This window comes from Ideonella sp. FW305-24, assembly GCF_058788035.1.
Window position 1 is genome coordinate 57,347 of sequence record NZ_JBYTAI010000021.1, and the last position, 14,069, is coordinate 71,415.

Sequence of the window (14,069 nt, forward strand, 5' to 3'; positions counted from 1 at the left end):
ACCCCACAAACCAGGGTGAGAAAAATGAACCACATCGACTGGACCGAGCTGCTGGCGCAGCCGCAGATCAATCTGGCGGACTGCCTGGTGCAACGCCACATGCGCGAGGGCCGCGGCGCGCGGCCGGCCCTGCTGTTCCACGACAGCCGGCTCAGCTACGACGACCTGCAGCAGGCCATGGCCCGCAGCGCCAACCTGCTGCAGCGCCACGGCGTGCAGCCCGGCGACCGGGTGCTGCTGGTGGTGCCGGACAGCCCGGCCTTCGTCAGCAGCTTCTACGCCATCCTGGCGCTGGGCGCGGTCGCCGTGCTGGCCAACCCGCTGCTGCCGCCGGCCGACCTGGTCTACATGGCCCAGCATGCCGGGGCCCGCTTTGCGGTGATGCACCAGGGCATTGGCGCCAAGGCGCAGGCCGTCGGCGAAGCGGGCGTGCAGGTGCTGCAGTGCGGCGACGGCGCCGCCGAGCGCGGCGAGCTGGAGCGTGCCGCGGCAGGCGAGCCCAGCGTCTTCCCCATTGCCGAGACCGCAGCCGACGCGCTGGCCTACGTGCTGTTCAGCTCCGGCACCACCGGCAAGCCCAAGGCGATTCCGCGCCGCCACCGCGACATCCTGCACTGCACGCGGGCCTTTGGCGACGACATCCTGGCGATGGGCGAAAACGACCTCATCGTCGCCGTGCCCAAGCTGACCTTCGGCTATGCGCTGGGCGGCTCGCTGCTGTTTGCCGGCGTGGCCGGCGCGGCGGCGGTGGTCTTTCCGCTGCGCTCGACCGCGGCCATGGTCGCCGAGCAGATCGAGCGCCACCGGCCTTCGGTCTTCCTGGCCACGCCGCGCATCCTCGCCGAGCTGCTGAAGAGCCCCGGCGCCGAGGCGCTGCTGGACAGCGTTCGCATTGCCACCTCGGCCGGCGAGCCGCTGCCGCCTTCTGTGCTGCAGGCCTGGCGCGCGCGGCTGGCCGCACCCTTGATCGACGGCTTCGGCTCGACCGAGGTCGGCCACATCTTCCTGTCGAACTCGGTGAGCGACATCCGCGAGGACAGCTGCGGGCGCTGCCTGTCCGAGTTCCGCGTCAAGCTGATCGGCGACGATGGCCAGCCCGTCAGCGAAGGTACCTCGGGCCGCATGTGCATTGCCGGCCCCAGCGTGGCCAGCGGCTACCTGAACGACCCGGAGCGCTCGGCCGCCAGCTTCGACGGCGAATGGCACATCAGCAGCGATCTGTTCACCTGCCGCGACGGCGCCTACACCTACGTTGGCCGGGCCGACGACATGGTCAAGAAGGGCTGCGGCGAATGGGTCTCGCCCTACGAGGTGGAAGACGCGCTGATGAAGCTGGACGCGGTGCTGGAGGTCGCGGTCGTCGGCAGCCGCACGCCGGCCGGCGTGATCGGGCTGAAGGCCTTTGTGGTCACCACGCCGAACACGCCGGTCTCCGAAGCGCTGATCACCACGCTGATCGAGCACACCCGCCAGCGCTGGCCCGACTTCCCGCACAAGCACCTGGACGAGGTCGAGTTCATTGCCGAGCTGCCGCGCAATGTGGCCGGCAAGGTGCAGCGCCAGCAGCTGCGCCAGCAGTCGCTGACCGAGTTCTCGTATGACTGCTGAGGCCTGCCCGCTGGGCAGGGGTGGCGCAGCGCAGGCCGGGCTGCATGCCGGCCTGCGTTATGCAGGCTACCTGCGGCTGGACCAGGTGCTGGGCGCGCAGGCGCCGCTGAGCGCGGACACCGCGCAGCCCATCCACGACGAGCACTTCTTCATCGTGCTGCACCAGGCCCACGAGCTGTGGTTCCGCCAGTGGCTGGTCGAAGCCGCCGCGGTGCTGCAGGCCGATGCGCAGGCCCCCGGCTTTTTTGCCGACGCACTGCCCAAGCTGCACCGCATGGCCGAGATCCAGGCGCTGCTGAACCAGCAGCTGGGCCTGCTGGCCACGCTGGACCCGCTGCAGTTCCTGGCCATGCGCCCACTGCTGGGCAGCGCCTCGGGCAGCCAGAGCCTGCAGTTCGTGCTGCTGGAAGCCACGCTGGGCACGCTGGACGAAGCCCGCGCGCCGCAGGCCTGCACGATGATGACGCCGGCCGAAAACGCGCAGGTGCTGGCCACCTGCCGCCAGCCCACGCTGCACGACCAGCTGGCACGCGGCCTGGCCGCCGAATGGCAGCGCCAGCAGGCCACACCGGCCGCCAAGGCCTGCCACGCGCAATGGGCCCAGGCACTGACGGAACGCGAGGCCGCCCAGGGCTGGCCGGCACTCGCGCTGCCGGCGGCCTTTGCCCGGCTGCCGCGCGCGGCCGCGCTGGCGGCGCTGCTGGCGCGCTCGCGCAGCCAGCCGCGCGAGCGGCTGATCGACGATGCGCTGGACCGCCTGTGCCAGCTCGAGCAGCAGCTGCACCGCTGGCGCCTGCTGCATGCCGAGCAGGTGCGTGAACTGCTGGACGAGCTGCCCGGCACCGGTGGCAGCAGCGGCCACCGCTACCTCAGCGCCAATGCCGCCGCGCAGCCGCATTCGGCGCTGCGCACGCTGCGCCAGTGGGCCGCCCGGCCAGGCATCCAGGTGCCTGCATGACGTTGCAGCCCGCCCTTGCCCACGACGCCTTCTGCCGCCCGCTGGCCGCAGACGGCCGGCCGCTGAGCTATCTCTGCGGCCATTCGCTGGGCCTGGCGCCACGCGCCGCGGCCGAGCGCGTGGCGCACGAGATGCACCGCTGGGCCACGCTGGGCGTGCGCGGCCATTTCGAAGCTGCGGACCGTGGCGACACGCCCTGGGCCCTGGCCAGCGAGCCGCTGCGCGCGCCGCTGGCACGGCTGGTCGGTGCCTCGGTCGGCGAGGTGGTGGCGATGAACAGCCTCAGCGTCAACCTGCACCTGCTGCTGCTCAGCTTCTTCCGGCCGCAGGGCGCACGCTCGCGCGTGCTGCTGGGCCGCAACGCCTTTCCTTCGGACCGGCTGGCGCTGGAGTCGCAATGCCGGCTGCACGGGCTGGACCCCGCGGTCTGCCTGGTCGAGGCGCAGGCCACCGAAGGCGTGTCGATGACGGACGCGGTGCTGCGCGAACTGCACCGCCACGGCGAGCGCGTGGCGCTGGTCTGGCTGGACGCGGTGGACTACACCACCGGCGAAGTGGTGGACATTGGCCGCGTGGCCCGCGCCGCGCAGGCGGCCGGTGCCCGCGTCGGTTTCGACCTGGCGCATGCCATCGGCAACCTGCCGCTGGCGCTCAGCGAAGACGGCGTGGACTTCGCCGTCTGGTGTGGATACAAGTACCTCAATGGCGGTCCGGGCGGCCTGGGCGGCGCCTATGTGCACCGCCGTTTCCATGACGACGCACAGCTGCAGCGCCTCGAAGGCTGGTGGGGCCAGGCCGCCAGCTCGCGCTTTGCCTGGGGCCAGCAGCCGCGCGAGCGGGAGGCCGGCGCCGGCGCCTGGCAGCTGAGCAACCCGCCGGTGCTGGCGGCGGCGGCGCTGGTCGCATCGCTCGAACTGTTTGACCGTTTCCCGGCCAGCACCTGGCGCGCCCGCAGCCTGGCGCTGACCGCGCTGGCGCGCGAGCACATCGAGGCGCTGGACCGCCCGCCGCTGCGCATCCTGACCCCCGCCGAACCGGTGCGCCGGGGCTCCCAGCTGTCGCTGGACCTGCCGGGCCAGGCGGTGGCGATGGAACACGCGCTGCTGCGCCACGGCGTGGTCTGCGACGCGCGTGGCGCCGACATCCTGCGGGTCTCGTTCTGCCCGCTCTACAACGACGCCGACGACGTGCGCGCGCTGGCCCAAGCCCTGGAGCAACTGCTGTGAAACGCGTCTGCATTGCCGGCGCCGGCCTGGCCGGCCTCTACCTCGCGGTGGCGCTGGCCCGCCGCGGCATCGCGGTCCAGCTGCACGAGCGGCGCGAGGCTTCCGAACTGGGCCTGACGGAAGACGCCAAACGCCGCTCGATCGCGCTGGCGCTGTCGCACCGCGGCCTGCATGCGCTGCGCAGCCTGGGGCTGGAAGCCCGGGCCAGCGAGATCGGCCGGCGCATGCTCGGCCGGGTCATCCACCAGGCCTCCGGCGAACTCGCTTTCTCGGCCTACGACCCGACCGGCCAGGGCCGCATCCTGGCGGTGCAGCGGGCCGAGCTGTACGAGCTGCTGGCCGAGGCGGCGCGGCGCGAACCGCTGGTCACGCTGCGCTTCGGCCAGGGCTTGCGGGACTGGGCGCATGGCGAAGACGGCCAGGTCCAGGTGCGTTTCGACCACCTGGCGCAGCCTGCCACCTTCGACGCGCTGCTCGGTGCCGACGGCGCCGACTCGCGCACCCGCGCCACGCTGGAACGCCAGCGCGGCGTGGCCTTCCAGCGGGTCGACTTCGAGCAGGCCTACAAGGAGGTGCGGCTGCGCGTGGCGCCGCGTCCGGCCGGGCAGGACGGGCTGCACATCTGGCCGCGCGACGAGGTGATGCTGATCGGCCTGCCCGGCCGCCAGGCCGGCGAGCTGGACGGCACGCTGTTCCTGCCGCGCGCCGCCGAGGCTGCCTGGTTCGGCCTGGACGCGGCGGCGCTGCAGCAGCGTTTTGCCACGCTGTTCCCGGACCTGCAGCTGCCCGCCGGCGAAGCCCAGGCGCTGCGCAGCCGCCCGCTGGGCCGCATCAGCACCATCGAAGGAGGGCCCTGGTGCGACGGGCCGGTGCTGCTGGTAGGCGACGCCGCGCATGCGGTCACGCCCTTCCTCGGCCAGGGCATGAACTGCGCGCTGGAAGACTGCGAACTGCTGCTGGACTGCCTGGACCAGGCCAGCGGCTTTGCGCCCGCCTTCCAGGCCTTCTACCAGCAGCGCCGCGAGGACGCGCAGGCGCTGGGCCAGATGTCCACCCGCAACCTGCAGGAAATGATGGTCGAGACGCGCACCCCCGCCTATGCTCGCCAGAAGCAGTTGGAAGCCTGGCTGGCCACGCGCTTTCCCGGCGTGTTCCTGCCCAGCTATTCCGCGATCACCTTTGATCGCATGCCTTATGCCAAGGTCTTGCGCATGAAGACACTCCAGGAAGCGCTGCTCGCGCGCTTGCAGACGGCCAGCGGCGAGCCGCCTGCCACTGCCCAGGCCGAGCGCGAAGTGGCCGCCTACCAGGCCGCTTTTTCTTCGCTGATGGCGGAGCCCGCATGCTGAACACCGCTGCCACGGCGCCGCTGCTGCAGGTCAACCAGCTCGGCAAGCAGCTGGGCGCCCGCGTGATCTTCCGCAGCCTGAGCTTTGCCTGGGCCCGGCCCGAGCTGGTCTGCGTGCGCGCGCCCAACGGCGCCGGCAAGACCACGCTGCTGACCATGCTCGCCGGTGCCGCGCTGCCCGATGCCGGCCAGGTGCTGCTGCAAGGCCTGGACCTGGCGCGCTCGCGCGAACAGGCTGCACGCCAGCTGGCCTTCGTGCCGGACGGCTGCCCGATCTACCCTTTCCTGACCGGCCGCGAATGGCTGGCCTTTGCCGCTTCGGTGCACGGCAGCAGCCCGGCCGCGAGCGACGAGCTGGTGGCGCGCTTCCAGATCACGCCGCATCTGGACACCCGCTTCGGCGCGATGTCGCTGGGCACCGCGCGCAAGTTCCTGCTGGCCTCGGCACTGGCCAGCGACGCGCCGGTGCTGATCATGGACGAGCCGACCAACGGCCTGGACACCCGCTCGCTGGCCGTCTTCAAGGACTGCCTGGACCAGCGCCGCAGCCGCGGCCTGGTCGTGCTCACCTGCCACGACACGCAGCAACAGCAGCTGCTGGGCGTGCGCCCCGTCGAGCTGGCGGACCTGGAGGCGGTGCCAGCGTGAAACCGACCGAGTCCATGCCGGCGCCCACGCAGATGGCTCGGGCCGAGCGCCCCGCCGAGCCGCAGCCTGCCCGCCTGCCTTCGGGCAAGCGTTCGACCGCGCCCTCGCCCAGTGGGCAGACCACGTTCCGCAAGCTGTTCTGGTGGCGCATGCACCATGTCGCCAGCGTCGGCTTCCGGCTGCTGACGCGGCGCTGGCAGGCGGCCATCCTGGTGCTGTTCATGGTCTCGCCCAAGCTGATGCCGCTGGCCCAGCAGCTCGAGATCCTGGGCACGCCAGTGCTGCGCCTGACCGAGCCCGGCGCGCCGGCCACCACGCTGGGCGTGTGGCTGCTGATGCTGAGCCTGGCGGCCAGCTGGTGCGCGCTGCAGGCGGGCCTGCTCAGCGGCGGCCCGGCCTGGGCCTACCTGCGCACGCTGCCGCTGCCCAGGCACCTGACGCGCCGGGTCGACCTGGCGTTGCTGGCGGTGGCCGACCTGCCGCTGCTGCTGCCGTTTTTCGCCGCCCAGTACACGCTGCACCACGAGGCCGGCCCGGCCGGCCATGCCCGGCTGGCGGCCACGCTGGTGCTGGCCGCGCAGCTGCCGCTGGTCCAGCTGCTGGGGCTGCAGCGTTCGCGGGCGCTGCTGCCGCTGCTGGCAACGCAGGCACTGGCGCTGCTGGCGGTCGCGCTGGGCCTGGGCAGCGGCTGGCTGGCGCTGCTGCTGCTGGCCGCCAGCGCCGCGGCGCTGTGGCTGCCGGATGCGGTTCGCCAGCGCCGGCCGCGCGCCCCGCTGCCACCACCGGCCTGGCTGCGCATGAATGCGCAGCAGGCGCCGCGGGCCAACCTGCTGCGGCTGGACCTGCGCTTCCTGCTCGCCCCTGCGCAGCTGCTGCGCCAGCTCGGCCTGTTGACCGCCACCGGGCTGCCGGTGCTGCTGTGCTGGCTGTTGCCGCGGCTGGGCGTGCAGGCGGTGGTCGTGCACTACGTGCTGCTGATGCTGCTGGTGCCGTTGCTGTTTGCGCTGGCGGGCCGGGCCTTCGACCTGCGCCAGCTGCATGCGCCGATGGCCGCGCTGCATGCCAGCCAGGGCATCAGCCCGCGGGCCACGATGCAGGTCGGCCTGCTGGTGCTGCAGCTGCTGGGCCTGCTGGCGCTGCTGCCGCTGGCGCTGGCGCTGCTCTACAGCCTGGGCGCCGCCCGCGCGCTGTGGCTGCTGCCGGCCGGCCTGCTGGCGCTGCTGCTGCTGGCCGCGCTGAACTACCGCGGCGACCAGGGCATGTTCATTCCCAAGGTCCTGATTGCCGCGGCCGCCAGTGGCGGCCTGATGTATGCGCTGCTGTGAGCGGCGCCGCTTGCCCATCCCAACTTGCCTTTCCCACACGCCCGGAGGAATGCCATGACCCCCATCGACAGCATCAAGGCCCTGACCATCGACTACCTGGTCAACACCGCGCAGGTCCCGCGCGAGGAGCTGGCCAACGGCGCGGTCAAGCTCTCCGCGCTGAACATCGACTCGCTGTCGCTGGTCGAGATGCTGTGGATGGTGGAGGAGCAATACGGCGTGACCATCGGCCGCACCGAAGCGCTGCGCGACATGACGCTGGACGACATGGTCGCCGCGCTGGCCGAGCAGCACCGCCAGCGCGGCCAGCCGGGGCTGGACCCGTTGCCGCTGCCGCTGGCTTCGTGATGCGGCGCGCGGTGGCCATCACCGGGCTGGGCGCGGTCACCCCGCTGGGGCTGGACTTCGCCAGCAGCATGGCCGCGCTGCTGGCCGGGCAGAGCGGTGTGCGCGCCGCACCGGCGCCCATCCTGGCGTCGGCGCCCACGGCGATTGCCGCCTCAGTGCCGGAGGGGTTTGCCGCGCGCATCGCGCCGGCCGAGGCGGGCTACGACCGCGTCACGCTGCTGGGCCTGGCCGCTGCCCGCGAGGCCGTCGCGGATGCCGGGCTGGCGCCGGATGAAGCACAGCGCGAGCGCATCGGCGTGTTCACCGGCATTGGCATGGGCGGCCTGCTGACGCTGGAGACCACGATGCGCGACGTCGAGGCCAAGAAGGCCCAGCGCGGCCCGCACGGGCCCATCCTGGTGCACCCGTTCACGGTGCCGCGCATGATGCCCAACGCGCTGTGCGCCTGGCTGGCCATCGAGCTGGGCCTGCACGGCCCCACGCAAAGCTACAGCGTGGCCTGCGCCTCTTCGGCGGTGGCGCTGGGCGAGGCCATGCGCTGCATTGCGCACGGTTATGCCGAGGCCATCGTCGTCATCGGTGCCGAGGCCTTGCTGTCGCCCGGCTCCTACGCCGCCTGGCAGGCGCTGCGCGTGCTGGCCACGCCAGATGCTGAGGACCCGGCCCGCAGCCACAAGGCCTTCGACCTGAAGCGCTCGGGCTTTGTGCTCGGCGAGGGCAGCGCCGCGCTGGTACTGGAAGCCGAGGACTTCGCGCGCCGCCGTGGCGCCCGCATGCACGCGCGGCTGGCCGGCTACGGCAACAGCACCGATGCGCAGCACATCACCAAGCCCTCGCGGCCAGGCCAGGCCGCCGCCATGCGCGCCGCGCTGCGCGACGCCGGCTTGCCGGCCGATGTGGTGGGCTACGTCAATGCCCACGGCACGGCCACGCCGCTGGGCGACCTGGTCGAGTCGCAGGCCATTCACGACGCTTTTGGTGCGCACGCCAGCCACCTGGCGGTCAGCGCCACCAAGTCCATGCACGGCCACCTGATCGGTGCCGGCGGCGCGCTGGAGTTCGCGATCAGCGTGCATGCGCTGGCCAGCGGCTCGATCCCGCCGACCGCCAACCTCAGCGAACAGGACCCCGAATGCGCGCTGGACGTGGTGCCCGGCAGCGCACGCCACGGCCAGCGGCTGGACGCGGTGATGTCCAACTCGTTTGCCTTCGGCGGCAGCAACGTGTCCTTGATCGCCACGCGGGCGCCAGCATGAGTGCGCTGCTTCAGTCCGTGGCGGCACCGTTGCCACCGCTGCAATTGGACCGCAACGCGATCGAGCAGCTGATCCCGCACCGCGGCGATGCGCTGCTTGTGCACAGCGCCGAAGTGCTGGGCGAAGGCCGCTTTGCCGGCAGCGCCTGCTGGTCCACCGAGCTGGCGGCGATGCAGGGCCATTTCCCGGGCCGGCCCATCGTGCCGGCGGTGCACCTGGTCGAGGCCGCTGCGCAGATTGCCGGCGCCGCGCTGCGCGCCAGCGAGCCGCAGGCCCAGGCCGCGGGAGGTGGCCAGCTGGGCGTGCTGGCGATGATCCAGCGCTGCAAGTTCCTGCGCCCAGTGCTGCCAGGCCAGCAGGTGCGCTTCACGCTGGCGGTGGACCGCGCCACGGCGGGTTTTGTCTCGGTAAGCGGCCAGGCCATGGTCGACGGGCAGCGGGTGGCCGAGCTGTCGTTCGTGCTGGGGCTGGCCGGTCCGGCCGAGCTGGGTTTGTCATGACCTTGGCGCTTCAGATTGCCAGCCTGCGCAAGGTCTACGACAGCGGCTTTGTCGCGCTGCAGGACCTCAGCCTCAGCGTGCCGCGCGGCGAGGTGTTTGCGCTGCTGGGTCCCAATGGCGCCGGCAAGAGCACGCTGATCAACATCGCCTGCGGCATCGTGCGCGCCAGTGGCGGCACGGTGCAGGTCGAGGGCTTCGACACGGTGCGCGAAGCCCGCCAGGCGCGGGCCCGCATCGGCCTGGTGCCGCAGGAGCTGCCCAGCGATGCCTTCACCACGGTGCAGGCCGGCGTGGCCTACAGCCGAGGGCTGTTCGGCCATGCGCCGAACCCGGCCCGCATAGAAGCGGTGCTGCGCAGCCTGTCGCTGTGGGACCAGCGGCGCAGCCCGATGAAGGCGCTCTCGGGCGGCATGAAGCGCCGGGTGCTGATCGCCAAGGCCCTGTCCCACGAACCCTCGCTGCTGTTCCTGGACGAGCCCACCGCCGGCGTGGACGTGGCCTTGCGGCGCGACATGTGGGCCACCATCCGCCAGCTGCGCGAACAGGGCGTGACCATCATCCTGACCACCCACTACCTCGAAGAAGCCCAGGCGCTGGCCGACCGCATTGGCGTGCTGCGGCGCGGCGAACTGGTGCTGGTCAGGCCCACGGCCGAGGTGATGCGCGAGCTTGGCGGCAAACGCCTGACGCTGCAGCTGCAGCAGCCGCTGGTCGAACTGCCCGCGGGCCTGGCCGACCTGGCGTTGCAACGCTCGGCCGATGCGATGCAGCTGAGCTGCGACTGCACACCGCGTGAGGGCTGGCCCGGCATCGGCCCGCTGCTGCAGCGCCTGGCCGCACACGGCATTGCGGTGCAGGACCTGCAGACGGCGCAGCGCTCACTGGAGGACATCGTGATCGACCTGGTCGAGGAGACCGGGGCATGAATCGCCATGCCGTGAGGGCCATGTACTTTCATGAACTGCGGCGCATGCGGCGCACGCTGACGCAGAGCCTGATCGCACCGGTGGTCACCACCACGCTGTACTTCATCGTCTTTGGCGCCATCGTCGGCGCGCGGGTGCCGACGGTGGCCGGCGTGAGCTACGGCGCCTTCATCGTGCCGGGGCTGCTGATGATGGCGCTGATGTCGCAAAGCCTGTCGCATGGCTCGTTCAGCATCTTCTTCCCGCGCTTCACCGGCACGGTCTACGAGCTGCTGTCGGCGCCGGTGTCGCCCTACGAGATCCTGCTGGGCTTTGTCGGTGCGGCCGCGACCAAGGCGGTGCTGGTCGGCGGCGTGATCCTGCTGACCGCGCGCTGCTTCGTGCCGCTGCAGATCCAGCACCCCGTGTGGATGCTGGTCTTCAGCCTGCTGGCGGTGCTGGCCTTCGGGCTGGTGGGCTTCCTGATCGGGCTGTGGGCCGACAGCTTCGAGAAGCTGCAGATGGCGCCGCAGCTGGTGCTGACGCCGCTGACCTTCCTGGGCGGCAGCTTCTACGCGCTGGAGATGCTGCCGCCGGCCTGGCAGCAGCTCGCGCTGTTCAACCCGCTGGTCTACCTGATCAGCGGCCTGCGCTGGAGCTTCTACGGCCAGGGCGATGTGCACCTGTGGACCAGCCTGGCGGTGGCGCTGGGCTGCGTGGCCGCGGCCACTGCCACGGTCGCGTGGACCTTCCACACCGGCTACAAGCTCAAGGCCTGAGCCTCCCATGCCAACCTCGCCTGCCTTGCGCTACACCCAGCCCTTCACCGTCGCGGTGGCACCGTGGGGGCCGGCGCGGCTGCTGACGGTCGAAGTCTCGGCCGGCCCGGAAGACAAAGCGCCCGCGCTGCGCGTGCGCTGCCTGGCCGACGATGGGTCGCGCGAGCTGATGGCCTTGCCGACCATCCGCCCGCTGTGGCTGCGCTGCGGCCAGCAACGCTTCGCCATCGTCAGCGGCAGCGAGGTGCAGCTGTTCGACGCCCACGGGCCGGTGGCGCGGCTGCCGCTGGGCGGCGTGTCGGCCGCCGAATTTGCGGGCGACGACGCGCTGTGGCTGCTGCAAGGCCAGCGGCTGTACCGCGCCGCGGCCGACACGCCGGGCCAGCCGCTGCCGGTCGCCTCGCGCGTTGCGGCCTTCACGCTGAGTTCCGAAGGTGCGGCCTGGATTGAGCGCGACGAAGCCGGGCTGGCCGAGCTGGTGCGCTTTGACGGGCGGGACCGGCAGCGCCTGCCACTGGGCAGCGTGCCAGGACAGCGCCTGTCGCTGTGCCTGTCGGCCGGGCTGGCCTGGGTCATGGCCCAGCCTGCCTTTCACACCGGCCGCCAGGGCGCGGTGATCCACCGCCATGCGCTGGCCGACGCGCGCGCGCTGCCCACCCTCGCGCTGCCGGCGCTGCGCCACGCCGGGCTGCGCAAGCTGCCGCTGGTCGGCTGGGGCGAGGCGGGCGTGCTGACGCTGGCCGAGCCGGGCGACGAGATGGCGGTCTGCCTGCTGCCGGCCGATGGCGGCCCGCTGCAAAGGCTGACGCCCGCAGGCGACGAGGTGCTGGACTTCGATGCCGACGCAGCGCACGACACGCTGGCCTGCCTGAGCCAGGCCACCGCCGCGCCTGGCCAGGGGCGCACGCTGAGACTCTGGCGCGGGCTGCTCGCCGGTGCGCCGCGGCTGTCGCAGCACGAGGGTGTGGCGCCGGCCTTTGGCCTGCAGGGTGGCAACCTGGGCTTTGTGCAGGCGACTGGCCCCGGCTTCCAGGCCTGCGTGGACAGCCAGGACCACACGCAGACGCAGGTGCGGCCGCTGGACCGCTGGGCCAGGCGCACGCTGCCGGCGTTGCCGGTCTGGTCCGCCGCGCCCAAGGGCGGCTGGCGTTGCCGTGGCGGGGCCACACCGGGCCGGCCCCTGGTGGTGGTGCTGCCGGGGCTGCACAAGGTCGTCACGCCCGAGCTGCAGACCAATTTCCTGCAGGACTTCCTGACCCGCAGCGTGGCCGACCTGGCGCAGCAGCAGGGCTTCGATGTGGGGCTGCTGCAGGTGCCCGGCAGCGCCGGTGCCGGCAAGGCCTACCGCGAGGCGGCGGGGCTGGACGATCTGGGCGCACTGGCCTCGCAAACGGCTGCCGCGCTGGAAGCCCTGGCCGATGCAGCCGGTGGCCCGCTGGGGGTCGTCTCGGCCAGCCTGGGCACGCTGGGCCTGTTGCAGGCACTGGGCCGCACCGAGGCGGTGGCCGCCTGCGCGCTGGTGGCGCCGGTCTACACCCCGGCCGTGCTGGACGGCGCGCCGGCGCACCAGGCGGACTTCCCGGCCCATTGGCCCACGGGCCGCTGCGAGTTGCTGCTGCTGCACGGCGAGCGCGACGAGGTCACCCCGCATGCCCACTCGGCCGCCTTCGTGCGCGGCCAGGCCGCGGCCGGGCGCCGGCTGTTCACGCTGCCCGGCGAAGGCCACATCTTTGCCCACCCGGCCGCCTGGCAATGCGCGGCGGCCGAGCTGTCTTCCTTCTTCGCGGCCACGCTGCAAGCCCGGCAAACCACCTGATGCGCAACGACTCCATCACCACCTTCGGCGTTTCGGAAATCCAGCGCCGCTTTCTCGCGGCCGAGGCCAGGCATGCACAGCTCGCGCCGCACCTGCAGCGCTCGGTCTGCCTGCTGCCGGCCGGCGTGGACCTGGACCGGCTGCGCCAGGTGTTCGCACAGGTGAGCCAGCTGCAGGACGCTTTCCGAACCTCGTTCGAACGTGGCCCCGACCTGTTCACCTTCTTCCAGCATGTGCAGCCCGAAGGCGGCCTGCAGCTGGACGAGCAGGCCTTTGACGGCAGCGCCGACAACCTGGTGCAGGCGCTGAACCATGGGCCCTTGTTCGACCAGCTTCACCCCGGCATCGACCCCTTCGGCCCGCCGCCGCTGGCCCGTGGCAGCCTGCTGCACACGCAGGACGGCGTGACCGCGCTGGCGCTGTCGGTGCACCACGCGATCTTCGACGGCTGGTCGGCTGCGGTGCTGTTCGGCCAGCTGATCGAGCTGTTCGAAGCCGAGGACGCTGCCGCCTGCCAGGCCGGCATCCAGGCCCGCTTCGACCCGTACCCCGCCTTCGTCGAACATGAGCGGCAGACGCTGCAGGGCGAGCGCCTGGCCACGCTGCAAGGCTTCTGGCGCGACTACCTGGCCAACCCGCCCGGCGTGGCCGCGGACGATGCTGCTGCGGCGGCGCTGTCCCTCGGCCAGGAGGGCGAGGTGCGGCACACCGAGATTGCGCTGCCGGCGGACGTGGTGCAGCGGCTGGACGCGCTGGCCGGCGCGCACCGGCTGACGACCCATGTGCTGCTGCTGGCCTGCATGCAGTGGGCCATGGCAGCGGGCAATGGCGAGCTGGACGTGTTGACCTCGACACCCACGCGCAACCGGCCGGCACGTTTTGCCGAGACCATTGGCTGCTTCGTGAACCCGGTCATCGTGCGCCAGCGCATGGACCCGCAGCGCTCGCTGCTGGACAACCTGGCTGCGCTGCGCAACGCAGCCACCGCCGCCTACCGGCACGGCGCGTTCCCGGCGGCACGCGTGGTGCGCGAGCTGTTCCCCGAACTGCTGCGCCAGCGCATTCCGCTGGCCAGCAGCTGGTTCGCGATCCAGGTGGGTACCGCGACACAGGAGGTGCAGCAGCGCCACCAGTTCCGCCTGCTGAACCTGGCGGCCGGCCGCGCGATGGGTGCCGGCTTCGCGCTGGAACTGCGGCCGGTGGACGGCTTGCTGCGCGGCCCGTTCCTGACCCGCCGCCACTTCGATCCCGACCACCTCGCCCCGCGCCGCTTCCTGGACCTGGTCCAGGCGCTGCTGAGCGCCCCACAGCAAACCCTGGCCCAGGCCTGGCGCCGGCCGCTGTCGAACTGA

Annotated in this window: 13 protein-coding genes; all 13 read left to right on the forward strand. The window is 72.1% G+C overall.

From position 1 onward, the window contains the following. Positions 1-24 precede the first annotated feature (24 nt). The 13 genes from AC3WR5_RS31980 to AC3WR5_RS32040 are packed head-to-tail and all read left to right on the forward strand — an operon-like array spanning position 25 to position 14,069. Positions 25-1,608 (forward strand): benzoate-CoA ligase family protein, encoded by a 1,584-nt coding sequence (locus AC3WR5_RS31980; protein WP_492489809.1) that lies wholly within the window; start codon positions 25-27, stop codon positions 1,606-1,608. Then, the gene (locus AC3WR5_RS31985) at positions 1,598-2,566 is read left to right on the forward strand and encodes a tryptophan 2,3-dioxygenase family protein (RefSeq protein ID WP_492489810.1); all 969 of its coding nucleotides are present in this window, start codon (positions 1,598-1,600) and stop codon (positions 2,564-2,566) included. Before AC3WR5_RS31980 ends, AC3WR5_RS31985 begins: the two co-directional genes overlap by 11 nt. Further along, positions 2,563-3,792 (forward strand): kynureninase, encoded by a 1,230-nt coding sequence (gene kynU, locus AC3WR5_RS31990; RefSeq protein ID WP_492489811.1) that lies wholly within the window; start codon positions 2,563-2,565, stop codon positions 3,790-3,792. Before AC3WR5_RS31985 ends, kynU begins: the two co-directional genes overlap by 4 nt. Next, on the forward strand, positions 3,789-5,141 hold the full coding sequence (locus AC3WR5_RS31995) for an FAD-dependent oxidoreductase (RefSeq protein WP_492489812.1): 1,353 nt from the start codon (positions 3,789-3,791) through the stop codon (positions 5,139-5,141). The genes kynU and AC3WR5_RS31995 overlap by 4 nt, the downstream gene beginning before the upstream one ends. After that, on the forward strand, positions 5,135-5,788 hold the full coding sequence (locus AC3WR5_RS32000; protein ID WP_492489814.1) for an ABC transporter ATP-binding protein: 654 nt from the start codon (positions 5,135-5,137) through the stop codon (positions 5,786-5,788). Before AC3WR5_RS31995 ends, AC3WR5_RS32000 begins: the two co-directional genes overlap by 7 nt. Then, a complete protein-coding gene (locus tag AC3WR5_RS32005) occupies positions 5,785-7,113 on the forward strand; it encodes a hypothetical protein (protein ID WP_492489816.1) in 1,329 nt (442 codons plus the stop codon). Before AC3WR5_RS32000 ends, AC3WR5_RS32005 begins: the two co-directional genes overlap by 4 nt. A 54-nt stretch (positions 7,114-7,167) precedes the next feature. Beyond that, complete coding sequence (locus tag AC3WR5_RS32010) at positions 7,168-7,461, forward strand: acyl carrier protein (protein ID WP_231010500.1); 294 nt, start codon at positions 7,168-7,170, stop codon at positions 7,459-7,461. Then, the gene (locus AC3WR5_RS32015) at positions 7,461-8,717 is read left to right on the forward strand and encodes a beta-ketoacyl-[acyl-carrier-protein] synthase family protein (RefSeq protein WP_492489818.1); all 1,257 of its coding nucleotides are present in this window, start codon (positions 7,461-7,463) and stop codon (positions 8,715-8,717) included. Before AC3WR5_RS32010 ends, AC3WR5_RS32015 begins: the two co-directional genes overlap by 1 nt. Beyond that, on the forward strand, positions 8,714-9,217 hold the full coding sequence (locus AC3WR5_RS32020) for a 3-hydroxyacyl-ACP dehydratase FabZ family protein (protein WP_492489819.1): 504 nt from the start codon (positions 8,714-8,716) through the stop codon (positions 9,215-9,217). The genes AC3WR5_RS32015 and AC3WR5_RS32020 overlap by 4 nt, the downstream gene beginning before the upstream one ends. Next, positions 9,214-10,143: an ABC transporter ATP-binding protein gene (locus AC3WR5_RS32025; RefSeq protein WP_492489821.1), complete on the forward strand. Its 930-nt coding sequence runs from the start codon at positions 9,214-9,216 to the stop codon at positions 10,141-10,143. The genes AC3WR5_RS32020 and AC3WR5_RS32025 overlap by 4 nt, the downstream gene beginning before the upstream one ends. After that, entirely contained in the window at positions 10,140-10,901 is a 762-nt protein-coding gene (locus tag AC3WR5_RS32030) for an ABC transporter permease (protein ID WP_325653901.1), read from the forward strand. Before AC3WR5_RS32025 ends, AC3WR5_RS32030 begins: the two co-directional genes overlap by 4 nt. Before the next feature lie 7 nt (positions 10,902-10,908). Then, positions 10,909-12,717: an alpha/beta hydrolase gene (locus AC3WR5_RS32035; RefSeq protein WP_492489823.1), complete on the forward strand. Its 1,809-nt coding sequence runs from the start codon at positions 10,909-10,911 to the stop codon at positions 12,715-12,717. Further along, positions 12,717-14,069, forward strand: a complete 1,353-nt coding sequence (locus tag AC3WR5_RS32040; protein WP_492489825.1) for a condensation domain-containing protein — start codon at positions 12,717-12,719, stop codon at positions 14,067-14,069. The genes AC3WR5_RS32035 and AC3WR5_RS32040 overlap by 1 nt, the downstream gene beginning before the upstream one ends.

Excerpts from the sequence above, each read along its gene's own strand:
- AC3WR5_RS31980 (WP_492489809.1), top strand. The coding sequence starts at position 25 with ATGAACCACATCGACTGGACCGAGCTGCTGGCGCAGCCGCAGATCAAT.
- AC3WR5_RS31985 (WP_492489810.1), top strand. The coding sequence starts at position 1,598 with ATGACTGCTGAGGCCTGCCCGCTGGGCAGGGGTGGCGCAGCGCAGGCC.
- kynU (WP_492489811.1), top strand. The coding sequence starts at position 2,563 with ATGACGTTGCAGCCCGCCCTTGCCCACGACGCCTTCTGCCGCCCGCTG.
- AC3WR5_RS32000 (WP_492489814.1), top strand. The coding sequence starts at position 5,135 with ATGCTGAACACCGCTGCCACGGCGCCGCTGCTGCAGGTCAACCAGCTC.
- AC3WR5_RS32010 (WP_231010500.1), top strand. The coding sequence starts at position 7,168 with ATGACCCCCATCGACAGCATCAAGGCCCTGACCATCGACTACCTGGTC.
- AC3WR5_RS32015 (WP_492489818.1), top strand. The coding sequence starts at position 7,461 with ATGCGGCGCGCGGTGGCCATCACCGGGCTGGGCGCGGTCACCCCGCTG.
- AC3WR5_RS32020 (WP_492489819.1), top strand. The coding sequence starts at position 8,714 with ATGAGTGCGCTGCTTCAGTCCGTGGCGGCACCGTTGCCACCGCTGCAA.
- AC3WR5_RS32025 (WP_492489821.1), top strand. The coding sequence starts at position 9,214 with ATGACCTTGGCGCTTCAGATTGCCAGCCTGCGCAAGGTCTACGACAGC.
- AC3WR5_RS32030 (WP_325653901.1), top strand. The coding sequence starts at position 10,140 with ATGAATCGCCATGCCGTGAGGGCCATGTACTTTCATGAACTGCGGCGC.
- AC3WR5_RS32035 (WP_492489823.1), top strand. The coding sequence starts at position 10,909 with ATGCCAACCTCGCCTGCCTTGCGCTACACCCAGCCCTTCACCGTCGCG.
- AC3WR5_RS32040 (WP_492489825.1), top strand. The coding sequence starts at position 12,717 with ATGCGCAACGACTCCATCACCACCTTCGGCGTTTCGGAAATCCAGCGC.